Origin of the sequence: Leucobacter sp. UT-8R-CII-1-4, assembly GCF_030010235.1 — a bacterium.
GTDB lineage: Bacteria > Actinomycetota > Actinomycetes > Actinomycetales > Microbacteriaceae > Leucobacter.
The window spans coordinates 126,465-144,248 of the sequence record NZ_JASCRS010000003.1; the positions used below are offsets into that span (position 1 = coordinate 126,465).

Consider the following 17,784-nt stretch of genomic DNA (forward strand, 5'->3'; position numbering starts at 1 on the left):
ATACGAGATTGGTTACTCTTTGGCATCCGGGTCGTTTTCAGTTTCGGCAGGCTCGGCCGCTTTTGTTTCAGCCTGTTGAGTGCGGCGTCGACGAACTGAACGGAAAATACCAAAGCCGAGCAGAAGCACGGCGGCTGAACCAAAGACCCAAATCATGACGGTCTCAATTGTGGTGCGGAGCGTTAGGGGCAATAGTGCCGTTGCAAAGACTCGATCGCGATCGTGATCTTGCACCTCAAGCGCGAGCCCGGTGTCGCCTGAAGAAATACGGCTGTGCACCGGTACCAGTACGTTCGCGGTGCCGTCGGCGGGAACACTGACGTCAAAATTGCGCGTTGAGACTGAAATCGCTGCCGACACCGGGGTTGCATGCAGGTTCACCAGCGCATCAAAAGGCAGGGCGTTGTTGAGCGTGATCGGAATATGCGAGAGTGTGCCGACCAACTGGGTGTTTTCGGTGACAACGGGTTGCACGCCGCGAAGCAATTGCTCGTCACGCAACTTGATACGTTCATCAACTGCTGCAAAATCAACCAGTGGGCTGGCGTTTCCTGCAGATAGCGACTGAAGCACGCGCTCACGCTGATACTCATGCAATGAATCTGGAGCGCGCAGCAGTGGAGCAAGCGCATCGATCTGTTCGGCACGAAGCAGGGTGGCGCGAAGCAACTCTCGGCGATCCTCGGTTGTGGTGCCGGCGCGAAGTGAGGCGGTACCGATAGCTTGCTGTCGTTCTGAGACTGTTTGCGCCCAAGTGAATGAATCAAGTTCCTCGAAAATCTCGAGGGGGTTGGGACTGTCGGCGAGAGCCACTCGATCAATTGCGAGTACAGCACCGGTTTCGCCGAGTTGGGCTGCAAGTGCAAGACCTGAAGCAAGACTTGCGCTGCCCGCGGCGCGTTCTGTGGTGGTTCCGGCAGCTATGGAGTCGCGCGCCGAGTCACCAAATTGCCGGTTTGCGATTAATGCTTCGAAATCAGAGAGCTCTACGCGGCTACTTGTTGCCGATGACACATTGTGCGAATCAAGCACGAGTGAGGTGAGGCCAGCTTTGCGGAGAAGCCCGAGCGTCGCGCTGTCAACTTCGCCACCGGCTGGCCATGCCCCAGGTTTTGCGTTCGCGAGATTAAGCAGACCATCGAATTCGGGGATTTCACCCTCAGGGTTTGCAAGCGTCTCGTCTGCCTTCGGCTCGGCGGGAGTGCTTTGTGTTTTTGGTTGGGCACGCGAGAAACCGACAGGTTTCAGAAGTTCCTCGAAACCGAGTGCTGCCTGTACCGCTGGATCGGCATCGGCGAATTGCAGAAGTATGATCGGCGATGCGCTTTTTTCGATGTTTTCAAGCAGTGTTGTTGCGGCCGCCGGGGCATCTGAACCGAGCACACGAATGCCGGCGAGAATTCGCGGGTCGATCGCGATTGTCGCGTTGCGACGTTCCGCTGCTTCAAATACCTGAATAAGATTTGGTGCTGTCCGAGCCAGGTCGTCGCGGTTTGGCAGGGTTTGAATGGTGCTTGGTAGCACGAGTGGCACTACGAGTGTGAGTGGAAGCGGGCTGAGAGATTCGACGCCGTTCCAGACAAGGGGTGTGGTTGCTCGAAGCGGTGTCGCATCTTCGTCTTCAGCCTGGGTTTCAGGAATGAATTCTGCACGCAGCGGATACACGCCAGATAGTCGTGAAAACAACAGAGGCATGTCGGTGCGGGTGACTGACGCAGATACGGTCTGATTCTCGCCGGCAGGCGTGATCTCGAGTGGCACCGTGGCGATCTCTAGGGTTTCACGTTCAGTATCGAGCTCAAGGTCTGCCGAAGATTCGGCACGCAAGTTATCAAGCGAAAGGACAACTTCACCAGCACCGATCTCAGCATTGCTCGGGTTTTTGAGTAGAACTTGAAACTGAAATTCTTCGGCACTGCTGCGAATCACTGGTTCATCGGGAGCGATTACAAGTGTTGCCGGCTCACCGGCTTCTGCTTCGGGGCTGACAGTTTCGGCGTGTGCGGCTTGCGTTGTGCCAATTGCCACGAGGCCGCCAAGTGCCGCACCAAACGCCACGAGGGCAATCATCATGGCCGACGCAATACTGCGCCACGGCAGCAACTTGGGCACACGGAACATATAACAAGTTTAGTGAGCCTTGAAGCCGGTACCCTGGAGGGATGCGTACTCTCGCCGAATCCATGGTCGCCATGCGATCGATTGCTGAGTCGCGCCCGGTTGCAGCCCTCGCTGCTGCATTTGAGGCTGCCGGACATGAATTCGCTCTAGTTGGCGGACCTGTTCGTGATGCCTTACTTGGTCGCGAAGTGACAGATCTTGATTTCACCACTTCGGCGCGCCCGGATGAGACGCGTGCGATCCTGGAGACCCTTACCTCGAGTATTTGGGATGTTGGCCGTGACTTCGGCACTATTGCGGCTCGAGTGCACGGTGAACAAGTAGAAATCACCACGTATCGGGCCGATAGCTATCAGAGTGATTCTCGCAAACCCGAAGTGCAGTTCGGCGACTCCATTGAGCACGATCTGGTTCGTCGTGATTTCACCATGAATGCTCTCGCCCTCATGCTTCCATCGATGCGCTTGATTGACGTGTCGAACGGGGTTGAGGATCTGCTTGCCTCACGAATTGCTACGCCAGGTTCAGCTGAGGTTTCATTCACTGATGATCCGCTTCGAATGATGCGCGCTGCTCGATTTAGCTCACAGCTCGGTTTCGAGGTTGTGCCTGAGGTGCGTAGCGCGATGATCGAGTTTGCTGAGCGCCTTGACATTATTTCGGCTGAGCGGGTTCGGGATGAGCTTGTGAAGTTGCTCGCTACCAAAGATCCGGTGCCTGGTATCCGTCTTCTCGTAGATACCGGTCTCGCTGAGCGATTTATGCCGGAGCTCACCGAGTTGCTGACTACTCAAGATGACCATGGCCGACACAAAGACGTATATGAGCACAGTCTCACTGTGCTGCAACAGGCTATTGATCTAGAACTTGAACGTCGCAGTGACGATACTGCGGCTCCTGATTTGGTGCTGCGCCTTGCGTCATTGCTCCATGACATTGGTAAGCCAGCGACTCGACGTTTTGAGCGCGGTGGGGTGACCTTCCATCACCACGATGTGGTTGGGGCAAAGATGGTGAAAAAGCGCCTGCGCGACTTGCGTTTCGATAATGAGACCATCAAACGTGTGAGCCGTCTGGTTGAGTTGCACCTGCGCTTTTTTGGCTATAGCGATCAGCAGTGGACCGATTCTGCGGTGCGTCGATATGTTCGCGATGCCGGTGAGGTGCTCGAGCAGTTGCACATTCTCACGCGCGCTGATGTAACCACTCGAAATCGACGAAAAGCCGAACGACTTGAGCACGCTTATGACGATATTGAGCGTCGTATTAGTGAACTAGCCGAGGCTGAAGAGCTAGCTGCGGTGCGCCCTGACCTTGATGGTGAACAGATTATGGCGATCCTCGGGGTGCCCCCTGGCCGGATTGTCGGCCAGGCCTACAAATTTCTGCTTGAGCTTCGACTTGATGAGGGGCCGATCGGCGAGGCGGCTGCCGAGGAAAAGCTTCGTGCCTGGTACGCCGAGCAAGAAGGGTAAGTGATGTCAGCAGAATTCAGGAGTGGCGCAGTGGTCGAGCAGTGGTTCCGGGGTCGGTCACGGGTATTGTTTGTGCACGCACACCCGGACGACGAAACGATTTCTACCGGCGGCACCTTGGCAGCGCTTGCCGAGGCCGGTCGCGAGCCTTTGCTGATTACGCTGACCCGCGGTGAACGGGGCGAGGTTATGGCCGGCCCACTGCAGGGGCTCGCCCAGGCGCACGGACTGGCAGTGGTTCGCCAAAACGAATTGAAGACCGCTCTCGGCATGCTTGGCCTAGAACGGCACGCATTTTTGGGTGTGGAACCGGCCAGAGCAGAGGGTTTGCCTCCGGTGATTTATGAAGACTCGGGTATGGCTTGGGGTGAGGACGGTCGCGCAACGACTGCAGCTGATGTCACTGCTGATGCGCTCACCAGTGTGCCTGCGATTGAAGTCTTGAATGATCTTCTCGCTGGCGCGTATCTTTCTGGCGCGCAGGGCATCGTAAGTTATGACGATGGTGGTGGCTATGGTCACCCCGATCACGTGCTTGCGCACCAACTGAGTCGTGCCGTGGCGACTGCGCTCGGTCTGCCATTCTGGGAGATTTCTTCGCTGGATCACGAGGCTGCTGCTGCCGACGACGTCGTTGATGAGCTTGCGGGGGATCCGAATGAAGAACCGCTCTTTGAAGAGCACGATGTGAGTGCGTGGTTTGATCGTAAGGTTGCGGCGCTTCGCGCGTATGCAACTCAGCTCGCGGTTGAGGGCGAAGAGATTGTGCACGTAGGCGGTCAGCGTCAGGCGATTGATCGTGTGGAGAGTTTCCGGCTGCGTCTTCGCGACTAGTCGATAGTGCAAACCATGAGGGGCTCCCGGATTTGTCGTGAATCCGGGAGCCCCTTATGGTTTGGTCTGCTTAGTCGACGTACTTCAGTTCGATGTCTGCAATGTCTTCGCCCTCGAGGTTCACAACAATGTTGTCGGGGTTGCGAGTGGTCAGCCAGATCAGCTCTTTTGAGCGACTGACGTTTCCTTCGATGTGTGGAACAAATGGCGGTACGTACACAAAGTCGCCCTCGTTGAAGTAGATAACTTCTTCGTAGCGTTCTCCGAATCGAATGTAGCCGTGGCCCTGCAACACAAAACCACCGGTCTCGGCTTTGCCGTGGTGGTGTGCTCCTGAGTGTTCGCCGACTCCGGTGTGTACTCGACCGAACCAAAGATCGACCACGTCGGTATTCTCAACGGACACGCCTGAGTAGCGCAGTGCTTTTGATGTCTGGCCGGGTGCGAGAGGCAGCTCGTCTTTGCGCTGCACACTAATTCGCTTGAATGGACGGCCCAATGGGTCGACTGATTCGCTCATCGCGGGATCCTCTTTCTTGCTGCCCCGGTGGATGTTTGAGGGGTAAACATACGTTAATTCTTGAATCAGGGGAGCATCGATATTTTCCGCATAGCGGAAAAACCTGGGCTAAAAGGCGAGGATCGACTCAATCTGCGCTGCTGATTGGCGCAGTGCAAGCAGCAGCGACTGTTCGTACTGAGTGAGAGCGTTCGAGCCAATGTTCGCAATTCTCGAGAGCGGTGCGGCAATGGTGAGACTGCTAATTACCTCACCATTCGGGCGGTGCACCGGAACCGCGATTGCGTACATGTTCTCTTCGGACTCACCAATGTTGCGTGCGAAACCTTGCGAGCGTGCCAGTTCGAGTTCTTCCAGCAAATCTTCGCGACGATGAAGCGAACGCTCGGTTTCTTTGTGAAGCTGCTCGCTCGGCAGAAGTTCAAAAAGCCGATCATTATCAAGTGCGGCTAAGAGGACCTTTCCGCCGGCCGCGGTGTGCGCCAAAGGGCCGAAGCCAACTCTGCTCGTCACTCGAGCGGAGCGCTTCGATTCGTATGATGCGGCAAAAAGGCAAGTTGCCCCGCGCAGCACTGATAGGTGCACAGTTTCTTCGGTTGATTCTTGCAGTTCTTTCATGACAGAGGCGCTCACCGCAACGCAGTGGTCAAGCGCGGTCACTTCTGTCGAGAAGAGCATGGCTGATCCGAGTTCGTAGCGTCTGCTGCCTAACTCTTGACGTACAAAACGTTGTGAACGCAAAGTGCTGATGAGACGGTGTGTTGACGAAACGCTCACCCCGATTTCTTCGGCGATGTCTGAAAGGCGCATTGGGCCGCGCTGCCGAAGCAGGTGCAGAATCTCAAGTGCGTTGTGCACCGACGTCAGTGTGGGTTGCATGGTGCTGAATCATAGCCGCAGGCACGCTGGATCGGTAGTCGATTTACGGGCTTTGCTGCGCACAGAGAATCAAAGACAAAGATTTACCTCCATATGTTGACGAACGTCACAGAATCGGCATATTCTTATCAAAGATTGGCGGGACAGGGTCGTTTCCGCTCAAGTTCCAACTCTTGACGCTTGGAGGCTGAAATGGCAATGTCGCCATCGGCACACCCGGTCGAACTCGCACCGTCAGCTCATATTGATGACTTTTGCCGACGCAACCTACCTGAACGCGATAGCTGGCCAGAACTAATCTTTGATTTGCCAGAGTTGCAGTACCCGGATCGTCTGAATGCCGGTGTTGAGTTGCTCGATCGTGTTGCCGAAACCTTTGGCGAAGACCGGCCAGCCTTGCGTGGCCAGCACGGAGCCATTTGGACATATGGCCAATTGCGCGACACCTCGAATCGTATCGCTCGAGCACTTACCGATCACTACGGGATTGTGCCGGGAAACCGCGTATTGTTGCGCGGGCCGAACAACCCTTGGCTGGTGGCTTGCTGGTTTGGCGTGCTCAAGGCGGGGGCGGTTGCTGTCACCACAATGCCAATGCTGCGCGCGCGTGAGCTTGAGGCGATTTGTGAGGTGGCTGAAATCTCTTTTGCATTGAGTGATCATCGCTACCTCGAAGAGATAGAGCAGGTTCCCGTCTCGGGACTGCGGGTGGTGTCGTTTGGTGACGACGACCCGAGCCTTGCTGGGATCGGTGCCGCCATTGCCGGGCTACCTGCCGAGTATGACGCGATTGACACCGCCGCTGACGATGTGGCACTGCTGGCATTTACTTCTGGCACCACTGGTCGGCCAAAGGCCACCATGCATTTTCACCGAGACTTACTTGCGATTGCCGACACGTTCTCGGCAAAAGTTTTGCGACCGCACGCTGAAGATGTGTTTGTGGGTACTCCGCCGATTGCGTTTACCTTTGGGCTTGGTGGCGCGGTGGTCTTTCCGCTCAGGGCAGGGGCTTCGGTGCTGCTGCTTGAAGTCGCTCCCCCGCTGGTGCTGGCGGATTTGATTGCCGAGCACGGTGTCACGATTTGCCTCACCGCTCCGACGGCCTACAAGGCCATGATTGCGGGTGGCAAGATTGGCGAGTTGGCCGGGCTACGCCGAGCGGTCTCTGCCGGTGAACACTTGCCTGCTTCAACTTGGCATGCTGTAAAAAATGCGACTGGAATTTCAGTTATTGATGGCATCGGATCTACCGAGATGCTGCACGTATTCGCTTCGGCGGCTGACGATGAGATTCGGCCAGGATCAACAGGCCGAGCAGTGCCTGGATTTGTGGTTGATGTTCTTGATGACGAGGGCGAACGGGCAGAGACCGGTGTTCCCGGCCGCCTTGCCGTGAAAGGCCCAACCGGCTGCAGATATCTTGGCGGGTATCGGCAGGAGGTCTACGTGCAGAATGGCTGGAACCTCACTGGTGACATCTATATACGGGATGCCGAGGGGTATCTCTGGTCGCAGGGGCGCAACGACGACATAATTGTCTCTGCCGGGTACAACATTGCTGGCTACGAAGTGGAAGAAGCGCTACTGACCCACTCCGCGGTACTTGAGTGTTGCGTGGTTGGCGCCCCAGATGCCGCTCGCGGCACCATCGTCTCGGCCGCTGTGGTGCTCAGAGAAGGTGTGGTTGAGAGTGACGAGCTCGTGCGCGAATTGCAAGACCACGTGAAGCGTGAGATTGCACCGTATAAATACCCGCGGCGGATCAGCTTCGTGAATGAGCTACCGAAAACAACGACGGGCAAGATCCAGCGGTTCCGACTCAGAGACAGCTATTTGGAATAGAACACCAAAGAGAAACTTCCAAACAATAGGCCGTATTTTCTGGAAGTTTTTGGTCAAATGTCCTGATCAGAAGCTATAATTTCGGCGCCTGAAATTAATTGCCGGATTGCGAACGCTCTCTAGAGGCAAAGCGTGCGGATGTGATGGTATACCGTCCATGAGTAAAAAGTTCATTCGTACTGTTGTGTCCATTTTTGGGGGTGCAGCGGTACTGGCGACGGCCTTGGTCGCGCCAGCCGCCTTTGCAACCGAGATCCTGCCGGGTGTTCCACTAAACATTTCGGTCACCGAAGACCTGAACTGCGCTGTTGTCTACGACAATGAAGACCACGGCGCCTACTACGACGACACGGCTTGCGGAACTTTCGTTACGGTATTTGATCCCAACGACGCAACGAGTTGGGAAACTTTCGGGCCTGCCTATGTGCCGGCGGGACCAGACGTCACGGCGTACACCATTGTTTCGCAGACGCCAATGAGTGGCACCGGATCCAGCGGCGATCCCTTTACTGTGACTACGGTTGTTGAACTCGGCACTACCGGGCTGTCACTGACTCAGGTGGACACCTATGTCGATGGTGATGAAGAGTGGGAAACCACCATCACGATCGAATCAGACAGTAATGTGGCACTCGATCCGCTCGATGTCATTGTCTATCGCGCGGCCGACTGCTATTTCGGCGATGACGACTCAGGCCGAGGCGCGCTCGTTCAAGGAGAAGCTCCGATGTGTGTCGGCGGCGCAGATACCGAAGACCCCACTAGGCTGATCGGATTCTGGCCACGCACGCCCGGCAGCAACTACGTTACTGACAGCTACTCAAACGTCTGGGATGTAATTGACAGTGGTTTGCCGTTCCCTGACTACATCATGACCGGCGAGGACGACAACACTACAGGTCTGAGTTGGAATCTGACGGTGCACCCAGGTGGCAGCGAAACCATATCCCTTTCGAACATTCTCTCGCCGAGCGGCACGCACATTCTGAATCTCACCGCGGTCGCTGATTCACCAATGGCCCGCTTCAACTCGTCAAACGGATACACCGTAAAGATCAGCAACCCGGGGCTTGTGAGCGACGACATTGACACGCTGACTGTCACTTTGCCAGAGGGATTCGCATACACCGCGGGAAGCACCACCGGGGCTACAACGGGAGAACCCGCTATCACGACAAATAGTGATGGTCAGCAGGTGCTTACGTGGAGCGGCCCGTTCGCTGTGCAGCAAACTGCAAGCACGAGCGTGCACTTCAACGTCACCACCGGACCAGACGAAGGCTTCTGGTACATCGATGTCGAAGGAACTTCGTCAAGCTTCGCTGTTGTTTCAGCTTTGCAAACCGCTGAGATTGAGTTGGGAGACTTTGCAACCCTTAGTGCAGTAGCTGATTCAGCAACTTCGATTCCAGGCGCCATGAACGGCTACTCGCTCAATGTGCCCGAATTTACCTCGGTATGCGAACTCGGAACCTACTCAGTGATTCTGCCCGATGAGTTCACGTATGTCACCGGTTCGAGCACCGGCGCAACCACAGATGATCCTGATGTTGACGGGAGTGAGTTGTATTGGGATCTTTCAGGCGCGACTGACTGCGATCTGCCGGCAAGTCTGCACTTCAATGTGATTGTCGGAGCAACTGAAGGAGTATTCACAATTGACGCTTCGGCGGAGTCGATTGACGATGTCATTCGAATCATTGGTGTGCTTAATGGCGCTCCGATCACCGTGAGCGCAGGGTCAGATCCGGACCCAGGCCCGGGCCCTGGCCCCAGTGACTCACTAGCGAACACTGGCTCAGGTGATCCGGTGCTTGTTTTCGGTATTGGCTTTGGCGTCATTGCCCTTGGTAGCGCAATACTGCTGGCAAGCGCACGTCGACGCCAGTCACTCTAGTAGGTAGTTAGTGAGCGCAGCAGTGCGCCCCACCCGTCTCGAAAGGCTCGATGGGTGGGGCGCACTGCTGTTTCCTTGTGCGTTATGACAAGCACAGTGGATGAACTAGCGGGGGGCGTCGACCACGCTTCGCACGTACTCGAGAGCAGGCGCCTCAAGCGTTTCAACTACCCGCTCAAGCAATTGCACGGCGTCATCACCGGCCCAATCCTCGCGCAGCAACTCGCGCGGCAAGCCGGGGTCACGCATTGGCAAAACACGCCAATCGTCAAGTACTCGCATGTACTGCACAAATGCAATGCGCGGCGAAACCTGGGCACCGTGCTCAGCGATAAGGGAGTCAAAGTCATGCTGATGTGTTGCGACAAACTCGCGATAGCGCTCATGGATCTCGTCAAGGTCCCAGCTCTCGCGAACCATTTTGGCGATGTCTTGACCGCCCTCATGAGTGCCTACAAAAATTGCAGTGTTCTCACTCAGGCCCAGTGTCTCAACAAGCTCGCTGGCCTCGACTGTCATTCGCGCGGGAGCGATCCAGGTTCCTGATCCAACGTTGCCAAAGCCAAGCGCCATAAGGCGTGAGCGAAGCAGGTGACGCTTGGCACGCTGCGCTTCTGGCAGAGAAAAGCTCGTGATGCACCAGCCATCTTCGAGAAGCGCAGGCTGGCGGGAGTGCCAGATGACCCGGTCACCAGCCTCAAGCGCGGCGCGCGCCTCATCTGTGAGGGTGTAGCCAATACGTGTGTTGCGCCGCTCAGCCTCGAGCCAGGAACGCTTTTTGAGTCGCGAGACCGCTGTACGCACGCTTGAATCATCAATATCAAGAGCGCCAAGTAGGGTCACGATGCCACTGATTGGCAACCAGTCGTCAGTACGCCTGGCGAAACCGCCGAGCAGTGTGACGAGCAGAGTGTGCGAGCCACCGCTTGCCATGCGAGAGCCTTTCCCTTTGCGATCTGGCGTCATTGACGTAAGTGATCAAGGATCACTGCGCCGCGCACCAAGGCTATCGTGCCGGGTGTGCCGCAAGCCGAATTGATTGCGGGTTGCGGCCGTTCACGCCGAGGCGAAGACTTAGTATTTGACCTCGTCGGCAATGTAGGCGACCGCTTGCACTTCGATCAAAGCTTCTGGCTGCCAGAGTCTGGTCACGCCAATGCCCGCCATTGCGGGGTACTCGGTGCCAGCCATTTCGCGCCACTTTGCCCCGATTGCCTTACCGTTGCGCTGATAGTCGTCGACATCGGTCAGATAAATGGTGACATCAATAAGGTCGCTTGGTTGGCCGCCAGCGTGGCGCAGGGTAGCCAGCACATTGCCGAAAGCCTGCTCAAACTGTTCCAAAATGCCACCGGGCACAATCTTGTAGTTCGCGTCGAGGGCGGTTTGGCCACCGAGATACACAAAGGGGCCTGCCTTCACTCCGTGCGCAAAGCCAATCGGCGATACCAATTCTGGTGGGTTCACAATGATGCGGGACATGGTGCCTCTTTCGGTGGGGTTGAGTCTCGTGCCTTGATGAATCAGTTCTGCACGTCACTGTGCGGTGCCGATCCAACGCTGACCTATAAAGATCGCGAATTCAAATATGTTTCAATATTGTGACGTTCGCGTCTATTCTGTCATACTATGGTCATTCTGTGACGAATGGAAGCCCCCTACTCACCCAGGCGGCACCCTGGCTGACCAGATTTCCAAAGGAGCAAAGATGCGCTTGGCAACAGTTCGAACCCCACACGGCACCCGTGCTGCCGTGCAACGGGACAGCACCTGGGTGCTACTCAAAGACAACAATCTCAGCTCACTTTTCAGTCACGCTGACTGGCGCAGCCAGGCAGAAAAAGCGCTCGGCGAAACAGAGCATGAAGACATTCAGCTTGCTGACGCCGAACTGCACACTCCCCTGCCCAACGCAGCAAAAATCGTGTGCTGCGGACTCAACTACCGTGACCACATTGTCGAAACCGGACGCGACGTGCCCGAGTACCCCACGCTTTTTGCGAAGTATGCAGACACCCAGATCGGGCCTAACGACCAGATTGAGGTTGGTGACGATTCAATTCAGGTTGATTGGGAAGCTGAGCTGGCAGTGATCGTTGGATCGCCCATTCGCCGGGCAACACGAGCACAGGCAACGGCAGCGATTCTCGGATACACCGTCGCCAATGATGTTTCTTATCGCGACTGGCAGGGCCGCACGCTGCAATGGTTTCAAGGCAAGGCTTGGGCCGAAACCACACCAATCGGCCCCGTCGTCGTGACAGCCGATGAGCTTGATCCCGCGGCAGGGCTTGAGATCAAGAGCGAGATTGACGGGGTGGTGATGCAGCAGAGCAACACTAGAGAACTTGTCTTTGACGCGGCAGACCTCGTCGCATATGTCTCGCAATTCACACCGCTCGCCCCAGGAGACATCGTGCTCACCGGTACTCCCGGTGGCGTGGGCCTTGGCATGCGACCCCAACGATGGCTGCAGCACGGCGAAGTCTTGCGCACATCAATTGAAGGCATAGGCGAATTACGCAATCGCATCAGCATGAGCACCACACACGAAGGCGAGAACCAGTCGTGAACGACCAGCACAACTCTGACAACATCAACCTTATTAATAAGCAAGACAGCAGCCGGTTTCTTGCTGCGATCCAACTGCAAGAGACTGAGGCCGAACACCTTGATCGCGCGTTCCTGGTTACCCCGCAGTACGTACCGTGGCCTAAAGCCTACGGCGGCGACTCAGTGGCGCAAGCGGCAGCGGCAGCAATTGCGACGATCGGCGACGACCGCACCCTGCACTCACTGCACAGTGCTTTCCTGAGGCCCGTTGAAATCAGCACACCGGTTCGCTACGAAGTCGAACTCTTGCGTGACGGCCGAGGTTATTCAACCAGGCATGTGCGTGGCTATCAGCACGGCAAAGCAGTGTTCATGTGCACCGCCTCATTTCAAGTGCCAGAGACAGGGCCGATCCTCGGCCCCAACATGCCTGAAGTGCCGGCGCCAGAAGAACTGCCCAGCTCTGCCGAATACCTTGCAGCCAACCCAAGTGGGCGCGACGAGGCCGACGACTATTGGGCTCATGGACGCAGCTTTGACATTCGACACATACCTGGACCGCTCTACACGCGCATCGACGGCCTCGAAGCCGAGCATCGCGGAGTTTGGGTGCGCGCATTCACCGCTTTGCCAGATGAGCCACGCGTGCACCAGCTCGCAGTGAGCTACGTCTGCGATTACACGATTCTTGAGCCATCGCTTCGCGATTTGGGCACGCACTGGTCGGCACCTGGCTTAGTCACAGCGAGCCTTGACCACGCGATGTGGTTTCACCAACCAGCCCGTGCCGATGAGTGGCTGCTGTATCTGCAGGAGTCAGCAGGTGTGCAAAGTGGGCGGGGTCTAAACCTCGGACGATTCTTTGCCCGTGATGGTGTTCTCGTCGCCACAGTCATGCAGGAAGGCCTGCTTCGGCAGGGATAAACAGTAAAAATCACTGCGAATCAGGGGTGATTCGTTTGAAAACGTTCGACCGCAACGGAGCGGCACCGAACCACAGAAATAAAGGAACTGAAATGGGCAAAAAGATTGCAGTAGTCGGAGGCGGGCCAGCCGGCCTGTACTTCTCGGTGCTTGCGAAGAAGCTCGACCCAAGTCATGAGATCACCGTGTGGGAACGCAATGCGCCAGACGACACCTTTGGCTTTGGTGTGGTCTTTAGCGATGAAACGCTGAGCGGTATTGAAAACTCTGACCCGGAGTTCTACCGAATTACTCAGCAAAACTTCGCGAGGTGGAGCGATATTGATGTGCACTTTGGAGGCGAGGTGCTCACGATAGGTGGCCAGGGTTTTGCCGCATCGAGTCGTAAACAACTGCTGTTGCTACTGCAAGACAGAGCGCGTGAGCTCGGTGTCGAATTGCTCTTTCGCACTGAAGCGCCAGACGTTGACGAACTCTCGCGTGACTACGACCTGGTGATCGCCTCTGACGGCATCAACTCACGAATTCGTCCGCACTACGCCGAGACGTTCAAACCGAGTCTTGACCCACGCAAGACCAGATTTATGTGGCTCGGCGTCGATCGCGCGCTCGAAGCATTCACGTTTTACGTGAAACACACCCCCTGGGGCATCATGCAGGTACACGCGTATCCCTATGCAGAAAACGAAAGCACCTTCCTGGTGGAGATGCCTGAAGACGCCTGGCGCGCGGCCGGTTTTGACGCGAGCGAAGGCAAAGTATTCCCGCCGGGAGTAAACGACGAGGATTCGGTCGCCCAGATCGCCGAAATCTTTAGCGAAGAGTTGGACGGCGCGAAACTGCTCACCAACAACTCCAAATGGGTCACCTTTCATACAGTGCGCAATGAAAAGTGGAGCCACAACAATGTGGTGCTGCTTGGAGATGCGGCGCACACCGCACACTTCTCTATTGGCTCCGGCACCAAGCTCGCCCTCGAAGATGCCCTCGCCCTCGCAGCGAACATGCACGAACAGCCAGACATCCCATCTGCGCTCGAAGCCTACGAAGCCGAGCGCCGCCCAGTCGTGCTTTCATTGCAGCGTGCAGCGCAAGCGTCGCTCGAGTGGTTTGAAAACATTGGTCAATATGCCGAACAGGAGCCGGTGCAATTCGCCTTCAACCTGCTGACGCGTTCTCGCCGAATTACCTTTGACAACCTGGCGCTGCGCGATCCAGCGTTCGCAAAAGAGGTGCAGGCCGATTTCGCGCGAACTGAAGGTGAAGCCTCGAGCGTCAATACTCCCGCAATGTTTCAGCCCTATCAGCTGGGCGGCCTGACGCTCAGGAACAGAATTGTTGTGTCTGCCATGGATCAGTACATGGCGCACGAAGGAGTTGTCGGCGACTATCACCTCGTGCACCTCGGGTCACGCGCGGTCGGCGGTGCTGGGCTTTTGATGACCGAGATGATCGCACCCTCAGCAGATGGGCGTATTTCGCCAGCGGATAGCGGCCTCTACAGTGATGAGCAGCGCGATGCTTGGCGTCGAATTGTTGATTTTGTGCACAGCACGAGCACAGCAAAAATCGGAGCGCAGCTTGGACACTCCGGGCGCAAAGGCTCAACAAAGGTGATGTGGGAAGGCATCGATGACCCACTGCCAATCGGTGGCTGGGAAGTCATTTCGCCCTCAGCACTCCCCTACGGCCCAGGCAGCAATGTGCCGCGTGAGGCTACGAGAGCTGACCTCGACCGGATTACCGCTGACTATGTCACCGCGACGAAACGAGCCGAAGAAGCGGGATTTGACGTACTTGAGCTGCACGCAGCACACGGGTACCTTCTCTCGTCGTTCCTGTCGCCGCTGGCAAATCAGCGCACAGATGAATACGGTGGATCACTCGAAAACCGGCTGCGCTACCCGCTCGAGGTATTTGACGCAGTGCGCGCCGCCTGGCCAGCAGAGCGGCCCATGATGGTGCGAATCTCAGCGAGCGATTGGGCTCCGGGAGGGAACACCGACGATGACGCTGTTGCAATTGCAGCTGCATTCATTGAGCATGGGGCCGATGCGATCGATGTCTCATCAGGTCAGGTTGTGAAGCATGAGCGACCAGAGTACGGGCGCAGCTATCAAACTCCGTTTGCCGACAAGATTCGAAATCTTGTCTCACGCAGAGCCGGTGCCGGTGTTGTCGCCGTCGGGGCCATCTCATCGTATGACGATGTGAACTCGATTCTGCTTGCGGGACGTGCCGATCTGATCGCGCTCGGACGCACACACCTTTGGGATCCGCACTGGACGCTCCACGCCGCGGCAGATCAGGAATACCGCGGTGCTGCAGCCGAATGGATCGATCCGTACCGCGCTGGTCGGCGCAAGCCACCCGTGTCGCGCACCGATGCGGTGCGACCACGGCTTGAGCTATTGGCGGGAGTCACTGAGGAGCCAACGCACACTCGCTGGGTACACGGAGAAACCGTCGCTATTTCATAGCGACGGGAGTCCCCCACACATCCTGTAAAACCCGATCGCCCAGATCGCCAACATCCTGCTAAGATGTAAAGGTTGTCTGGGCGATCCTCATTCTGAGTGAGTCTCCGGGCACGTGCATAAACACCCTCCTGTCACAGAAATTCTGTGGCCGCGTAGACCGAAGGAGGTGGGTCAGTAATGCATCCGTACGAACTCATGGTCATCCTCGATCCCGGTATCGATGAGCGCACCGTGGCTCCTAGCATCGACAAGTTCCTCGGCGTTATCCGTAACGCTGACGGCGAGGTGCAGGCAGTCGACATCTGGGGCAAGCGCCGTCTCGCTTACGAGATCAAGAAGCACAGCGAGGGCGTCTACGTCGTCGTAAACTTCACCGCTACCCCCGAGGCAACCGCAGAGCTCGAGCGTCAGCTTGGCCTCAGCGAGGCAGTCCTCCGCACCAAGGTGCTCCGTTCCGACGAGCTCATCGCACAGCGTGCAGCTCAGGCAAAGCGTGATCAGGCTAAGGCCGCTCGCGCTGCGAAGCAGGGCGCGTAAGTCATGGCCGGCGAGACCGTGATCACGGTGGTGGGCAACCTCACCGCTGATCCCGAGATGCGGTACACCAACAGCGGTGTGCCCTTCGCGTCGTTCACGATCGCTTCGACCCCCCGCACTTTTGATCGTCAGTCAAATGAGTGGAAGGACGGCGAAGCGCTGTTCCTTCGCGCAACTGTCTGGCGTGAGTTCGCTGAGCACGTAGCTAATTCGCTGACCAAGGGTATGCGCGTCATTGCACGCGGCAACCTGCGTCAGCGCAGCTACGACGATAAGGACGGTCAGCGTCGTACGAGCTATGAGCTCGATATTGACGAGATCGGCCCATCGCTGCGTTACGCCACCGCTCAGGTGACGCGTGCGCAGTCACGCGGACAGGGCGGCGGTTTCGGTGGCGGTCAGCCCGCAGGGCAGAGCGATTGGGGTCGTCCAGCGGCGCCGCAGGCAAACGACAACCCATGGGGCAACCCGGGTGGTCAGCCAGCTGCACCACAGGGCGGCGGTTTCGGCTCGGGCTTCGACGACGAGCAGCCTTTCTAATTAGCTTCGCCCGGTAACGGGCATATACGAAAAGAGATTCATCATGGCAGGTAAGGCAAGCGGCGCAGGCCGCAAGCCGGGTCGCGGTAAGAACGCTAAGGTCGCCGCACCCGCAAAGAAGCAGACCGTGGGCGTCATCGATTACAAGGATGTCGCAACGCTCCGCAAGTTCATTTCTGAGCGCGGCAAGATCCGCGCCCGTCGCATCACCGGTGTGTCGGTACAGGAGCAGCGACTGATCGCGAAGGCAGTGAAGAACGCCCGCGAGATGGCTCTGCTCCCCTACGCCGGCAGCGGCCGCTAAGGAGGAGAATCATGGCAAAGGTGATTCTGACTAATGAAGTTCTGGGTCTCGGCAGTGCCGGTGACGTGGTCGAGGTAAAGAACGGCTACGCCCGTAACTACCTCGTTCCTCAGGGCTACGCTGTGCACTGGACTCGCGGTGGCGAGGCTCAGGTTGCTCAGATCCGTAAGGCTCGCGAGGCTCGCGCACTGGCTTCGGTAGAAGACGCACAGGCACTCAAGGCAAAGCTGCAGGAGAACAAGATTCGCCTGTTCGCTAAGACTGGTGCTGAGGGTCGTCTCTTCGGTTCGATCAAGCCTGCTGCAGTGGCTTCTGCTGTTGCTGAGGCTGGCGTTGGCGAGATCGACAAGCGCAAGATCACTCTTCCAGTGATCAAGACGACTGGCGAGTACAACGCAACCATCCACCTGCACGAGGGCGTTGACGCAAAGGTCACGCTTCAGGTGATCGCAGCTCGCTAATTCGAGCAGCAAAAAAGCGGGGTTGCACTTCGGTGCAGTCCCGCTTTTGCGTTTTTGGCCCTGATGCACCCAGACACTCATTGTTTACTTGAGGGTTGCGTAACGACAACTTCCGCGGATTTCCGTGGGTAATAGGCAGTTGTCCAAATATATCTCGCGGCGTGTCGCGAAACACTTGACAAGCCGAGATTTTTAGGGTGTTTGTCCACAGGTGAAGTTCCCAGGCAAGGTTAAAGCTGCACCTGAGACTTGAATAACTCCACAGGCAATATTTATCAAAATCCCTGATCAAGTGGAATTAATGCAATGCTGCAGAAAAGTTCTCCACAAGTTATCCCCAGAAGTGTGAATAACACGCGGGGAAATGTGGTGAGTTATCCACGAAGTTATCCACAGGCTGCTCTGTGCCTCATT

16 protein-coding genes are annotated in these 17,784 nt (G+C 56.8%); 11 read left to right on the forward strand and 5 right to left on the reverse strand.

The genetic code is table 11. The features are described from left to right. Window positions 1-12 precede the first annotated feature (12 nt). The gene (locus tag QBL02_RS07975; protein ID WP_282725879.1) at window positions 13-2,121 is read right to left on the reverse strand and encodes a DUF6049 family protein; all 2,109 of its coding nucleotides are present in this window, start codon (window positions 2,119-2,121) and stop codon (window positions 13-15) included. A 41-nt stretch (window positions 2,122-2,162) separates the two neighbouring features. Between QBL02_RS07975 and QBL02_RS07980 the strand changes: the two genes are divergently transcribed. Both QBL02_RS07980 and QBL02_RS07985 read left to right on the forward strand, forming a co-directional pair. Beyond that, entirely contained in the window at window positions 2,163-3,596 is a 1,434-nt protein-coding gene (locus QBL02_RS07980; RefSeq protein ID WP_282725880.1) for a CCA tRNA nucleotidyltransferase, read from the forward strand. Between the two features lie 3 nt (window positions 3,597-3,599). Next, window positions 3,600-4,430 carry a PIG-L family deacetylase gene (locus QBL02_RS07985; RefSeq protein ID WP_282725881.1) on the forward strand — a complete coding sequence of 277 codons (831 nt, stop codon included), beginning with the start codon at window positions 3,600-3,602 and terminating at the stop codon, window positions 4,428-4,430. 70 nt (window positions 4,431-4,500) lie between these two features. Here the strand turns inward: QBL02_RS07985 and QBL02_RS07990 are convergent, their stop codons facing one another. Together QBL02_RS07990 and QBL02_RS07995 are read right to left on the reverse strand one after the other, a co-directional pair. Further along, a complete protein-coding gene (locus QBL02_RS07990; protein ID WP_282725882.1) occupies window positions 4,501-4,950 on the reverse strand; it encodes a cupin domain-containing protein in 450 nt (149 codons plus the stop codon). Between the two features lie 108 nt (window positions 4,951-5,058). Next, on the reverse strand, window positions 5,059-5,829 hold the full coding sequence (locus tag QBL02_RS07995; protein ID WP_282725883.1) for an IclR family transcriptional regulator: 771 nt from the start codon (window positions 5,827-5,829) through the stop codon (window positions 5,059-5,061). 192 nt (window positions 5,830-6,021) lie between these two features. Here QBL02_RS07995 and QBL02_RS08000 point away from each other — a divergent pair, with 192 nt between their 5' ends. Both QBL02_RS08000 and QBL02_RS08005 read left to right on the forward strand, forming a co-directional pair. Further along, window positions 6,022-7,674, forward strand: a complete 1,653-nt coding sequence (locus QBL02_RS08000) for an AMP-binding protein (RefSeq protein WP_282725884.1) — start codon at window positions 6,022-6,024, stop codon at window positions 7,672-7,674. 157 nt (window positions 7,675-7,831) lie between these two features. Continuing rightward, the gene (locus QBL02_RS08005) at window positions 7,832-9,571 is read left to right on the forward strand and encodes a hypothetical protein (protein WP_282725885.1); all 1,740 of its coding nucleotides are present in this window, start codon (window positions 7,832-7,834) and stop codon (window positions 9,569-9,571) included. Window positions 9,572-9,676: 105 nt separating this feature from the next. Here QBL02_RS08005 and QBL02_RS08010 read toward each other — a convergent pair whose 3' ends face one another. After that, complete coding sequence (locus QBL02_RS08010) at window positions 9,677-10,504, reverse strand: PaaX family transcriptional regulator C-terminal domain-containing protein (RefSeq protein ID WP_282725886.1); 828 nt, start codon at window positions 10,502-10,504, stop codon at window positions 9,677-9,679. Window positions 10,505-10,645: 141 nt separating this feature from the next. Next, window positions 10,646-11,053, reverse strand: coding sequence for a RidA family protein (locus QBL02_RS08015; protein ID WP_282725887.1), 408 nt, complete (start codon window positions 11,051-11,053; stop codon window positions 10,646-10,648). Between the two features lie 226 nt (window positions 11,054-11,279). On the opposite strand from QBL02_RS08015, the gene QBL02_RS08020 reads away from it, so the two are divergent. The 7 genes from QBL02_RS08020 (at window position 11,280) to rplI (ending at window position 17,370) form a co-directional block, all read left to right on the forward strand. Continuing rightward, a complete protein-coding gene (locus QBL02_RS08020) occupies window positions 11,280-12,143 on the forward strand; it encodes a fumarylacetoacetate hydrolase family protein (protein WP_282725889.1) in 864 nt (287 codons plus the stop codon). Beyond that, the gene (locus QBL02_RS08025) at window positions 12,140-13,048 is read left to right on the forward strand and encodes an acyl-CoA thioesterase domain-containing protein (protein WP_282725890.1); all 909 of its coding nucleotides are present in this window, start codon (window positions 12,140-12,142) and stop codon (window positions 13,046-13,048) included. Before QBL02_RS08020 ends, QBL02_RS08025 begins: the two co-directional genes overlap by 4 nt. A gap of 92 nt (window positions 13,049-13,140) precedes the next feature. Then, window positions 13,141-15,528 carry a bifunctional salicylyl-CoA 5-hydroxylase/oxidoreductase gene (locus tag QBL02_RS08030; protein ID WP_282725891.1) on the forward strand — a complete coding sequence of 796 codons (2,388 nt, stop codon included), beginning with the start codon at window positions 13,141-13,143 and terminating at the stop codon, window positions 15,526-15,528. A gap of 177 nt (window positions 15,529-15,705) precedes the next feature. Continuing rightward, window positions 15,706-16,065 carry a 30S ribosomal protein S6 gene (gene rpsF, locus QBL02_RS08035; RefSeq protein WP_282725892.1) on the forward strand — a complete coding sequence of 120 codons (360 nt, stop codon included), beginning with the start codon at window positions 15,706-15,708 and terminating at the stop codon, window positions 16,063-16,065. A gap of 3 nt (window positions 16,066-16,068) precedes the next feature. Then, window positions 16,069-16,605 carry a single-stranded DNA-binding protein gene (locus QBL02_RS08040; RefSeq protein ID WP_282725893.1) on the forward strand — a complete coding sequence of 179 codons (537 nt, stop codon included), beginning with the start codon at window positions 16,069-16,071 and terminating at the stop codon, window positions 16,603-16,605. Window positions 16,606-16,648: 43 nt separating this feature from the next. Beyond that, window positions 16,649-16,909: a 30S ribosomal protein S18 gene (rpsR, locus tag QBL02_RS08045; RefSeq protein ID WP_282725894.1), complete on the forward strand. Its 261-nt coding sequence runs from the start codon at window positions 16,649-16,651 to the stop codon at window positions 16,907-16,909. Window positions 16,910-16,920: 11 nt separating this feature from the next. Continuing rightward, entirely contained in the window at window positions 16,921-17,370 is a 450-nt protein-coding gene (gene rplI, locus QBL02_RS08050; protein WP_282725895.1) for a 50S ribosomal protein L9, read from the forward strand. The last annotated feature ends 414 nt before the right edge of the window (window positions 17,371-17,784 follow it).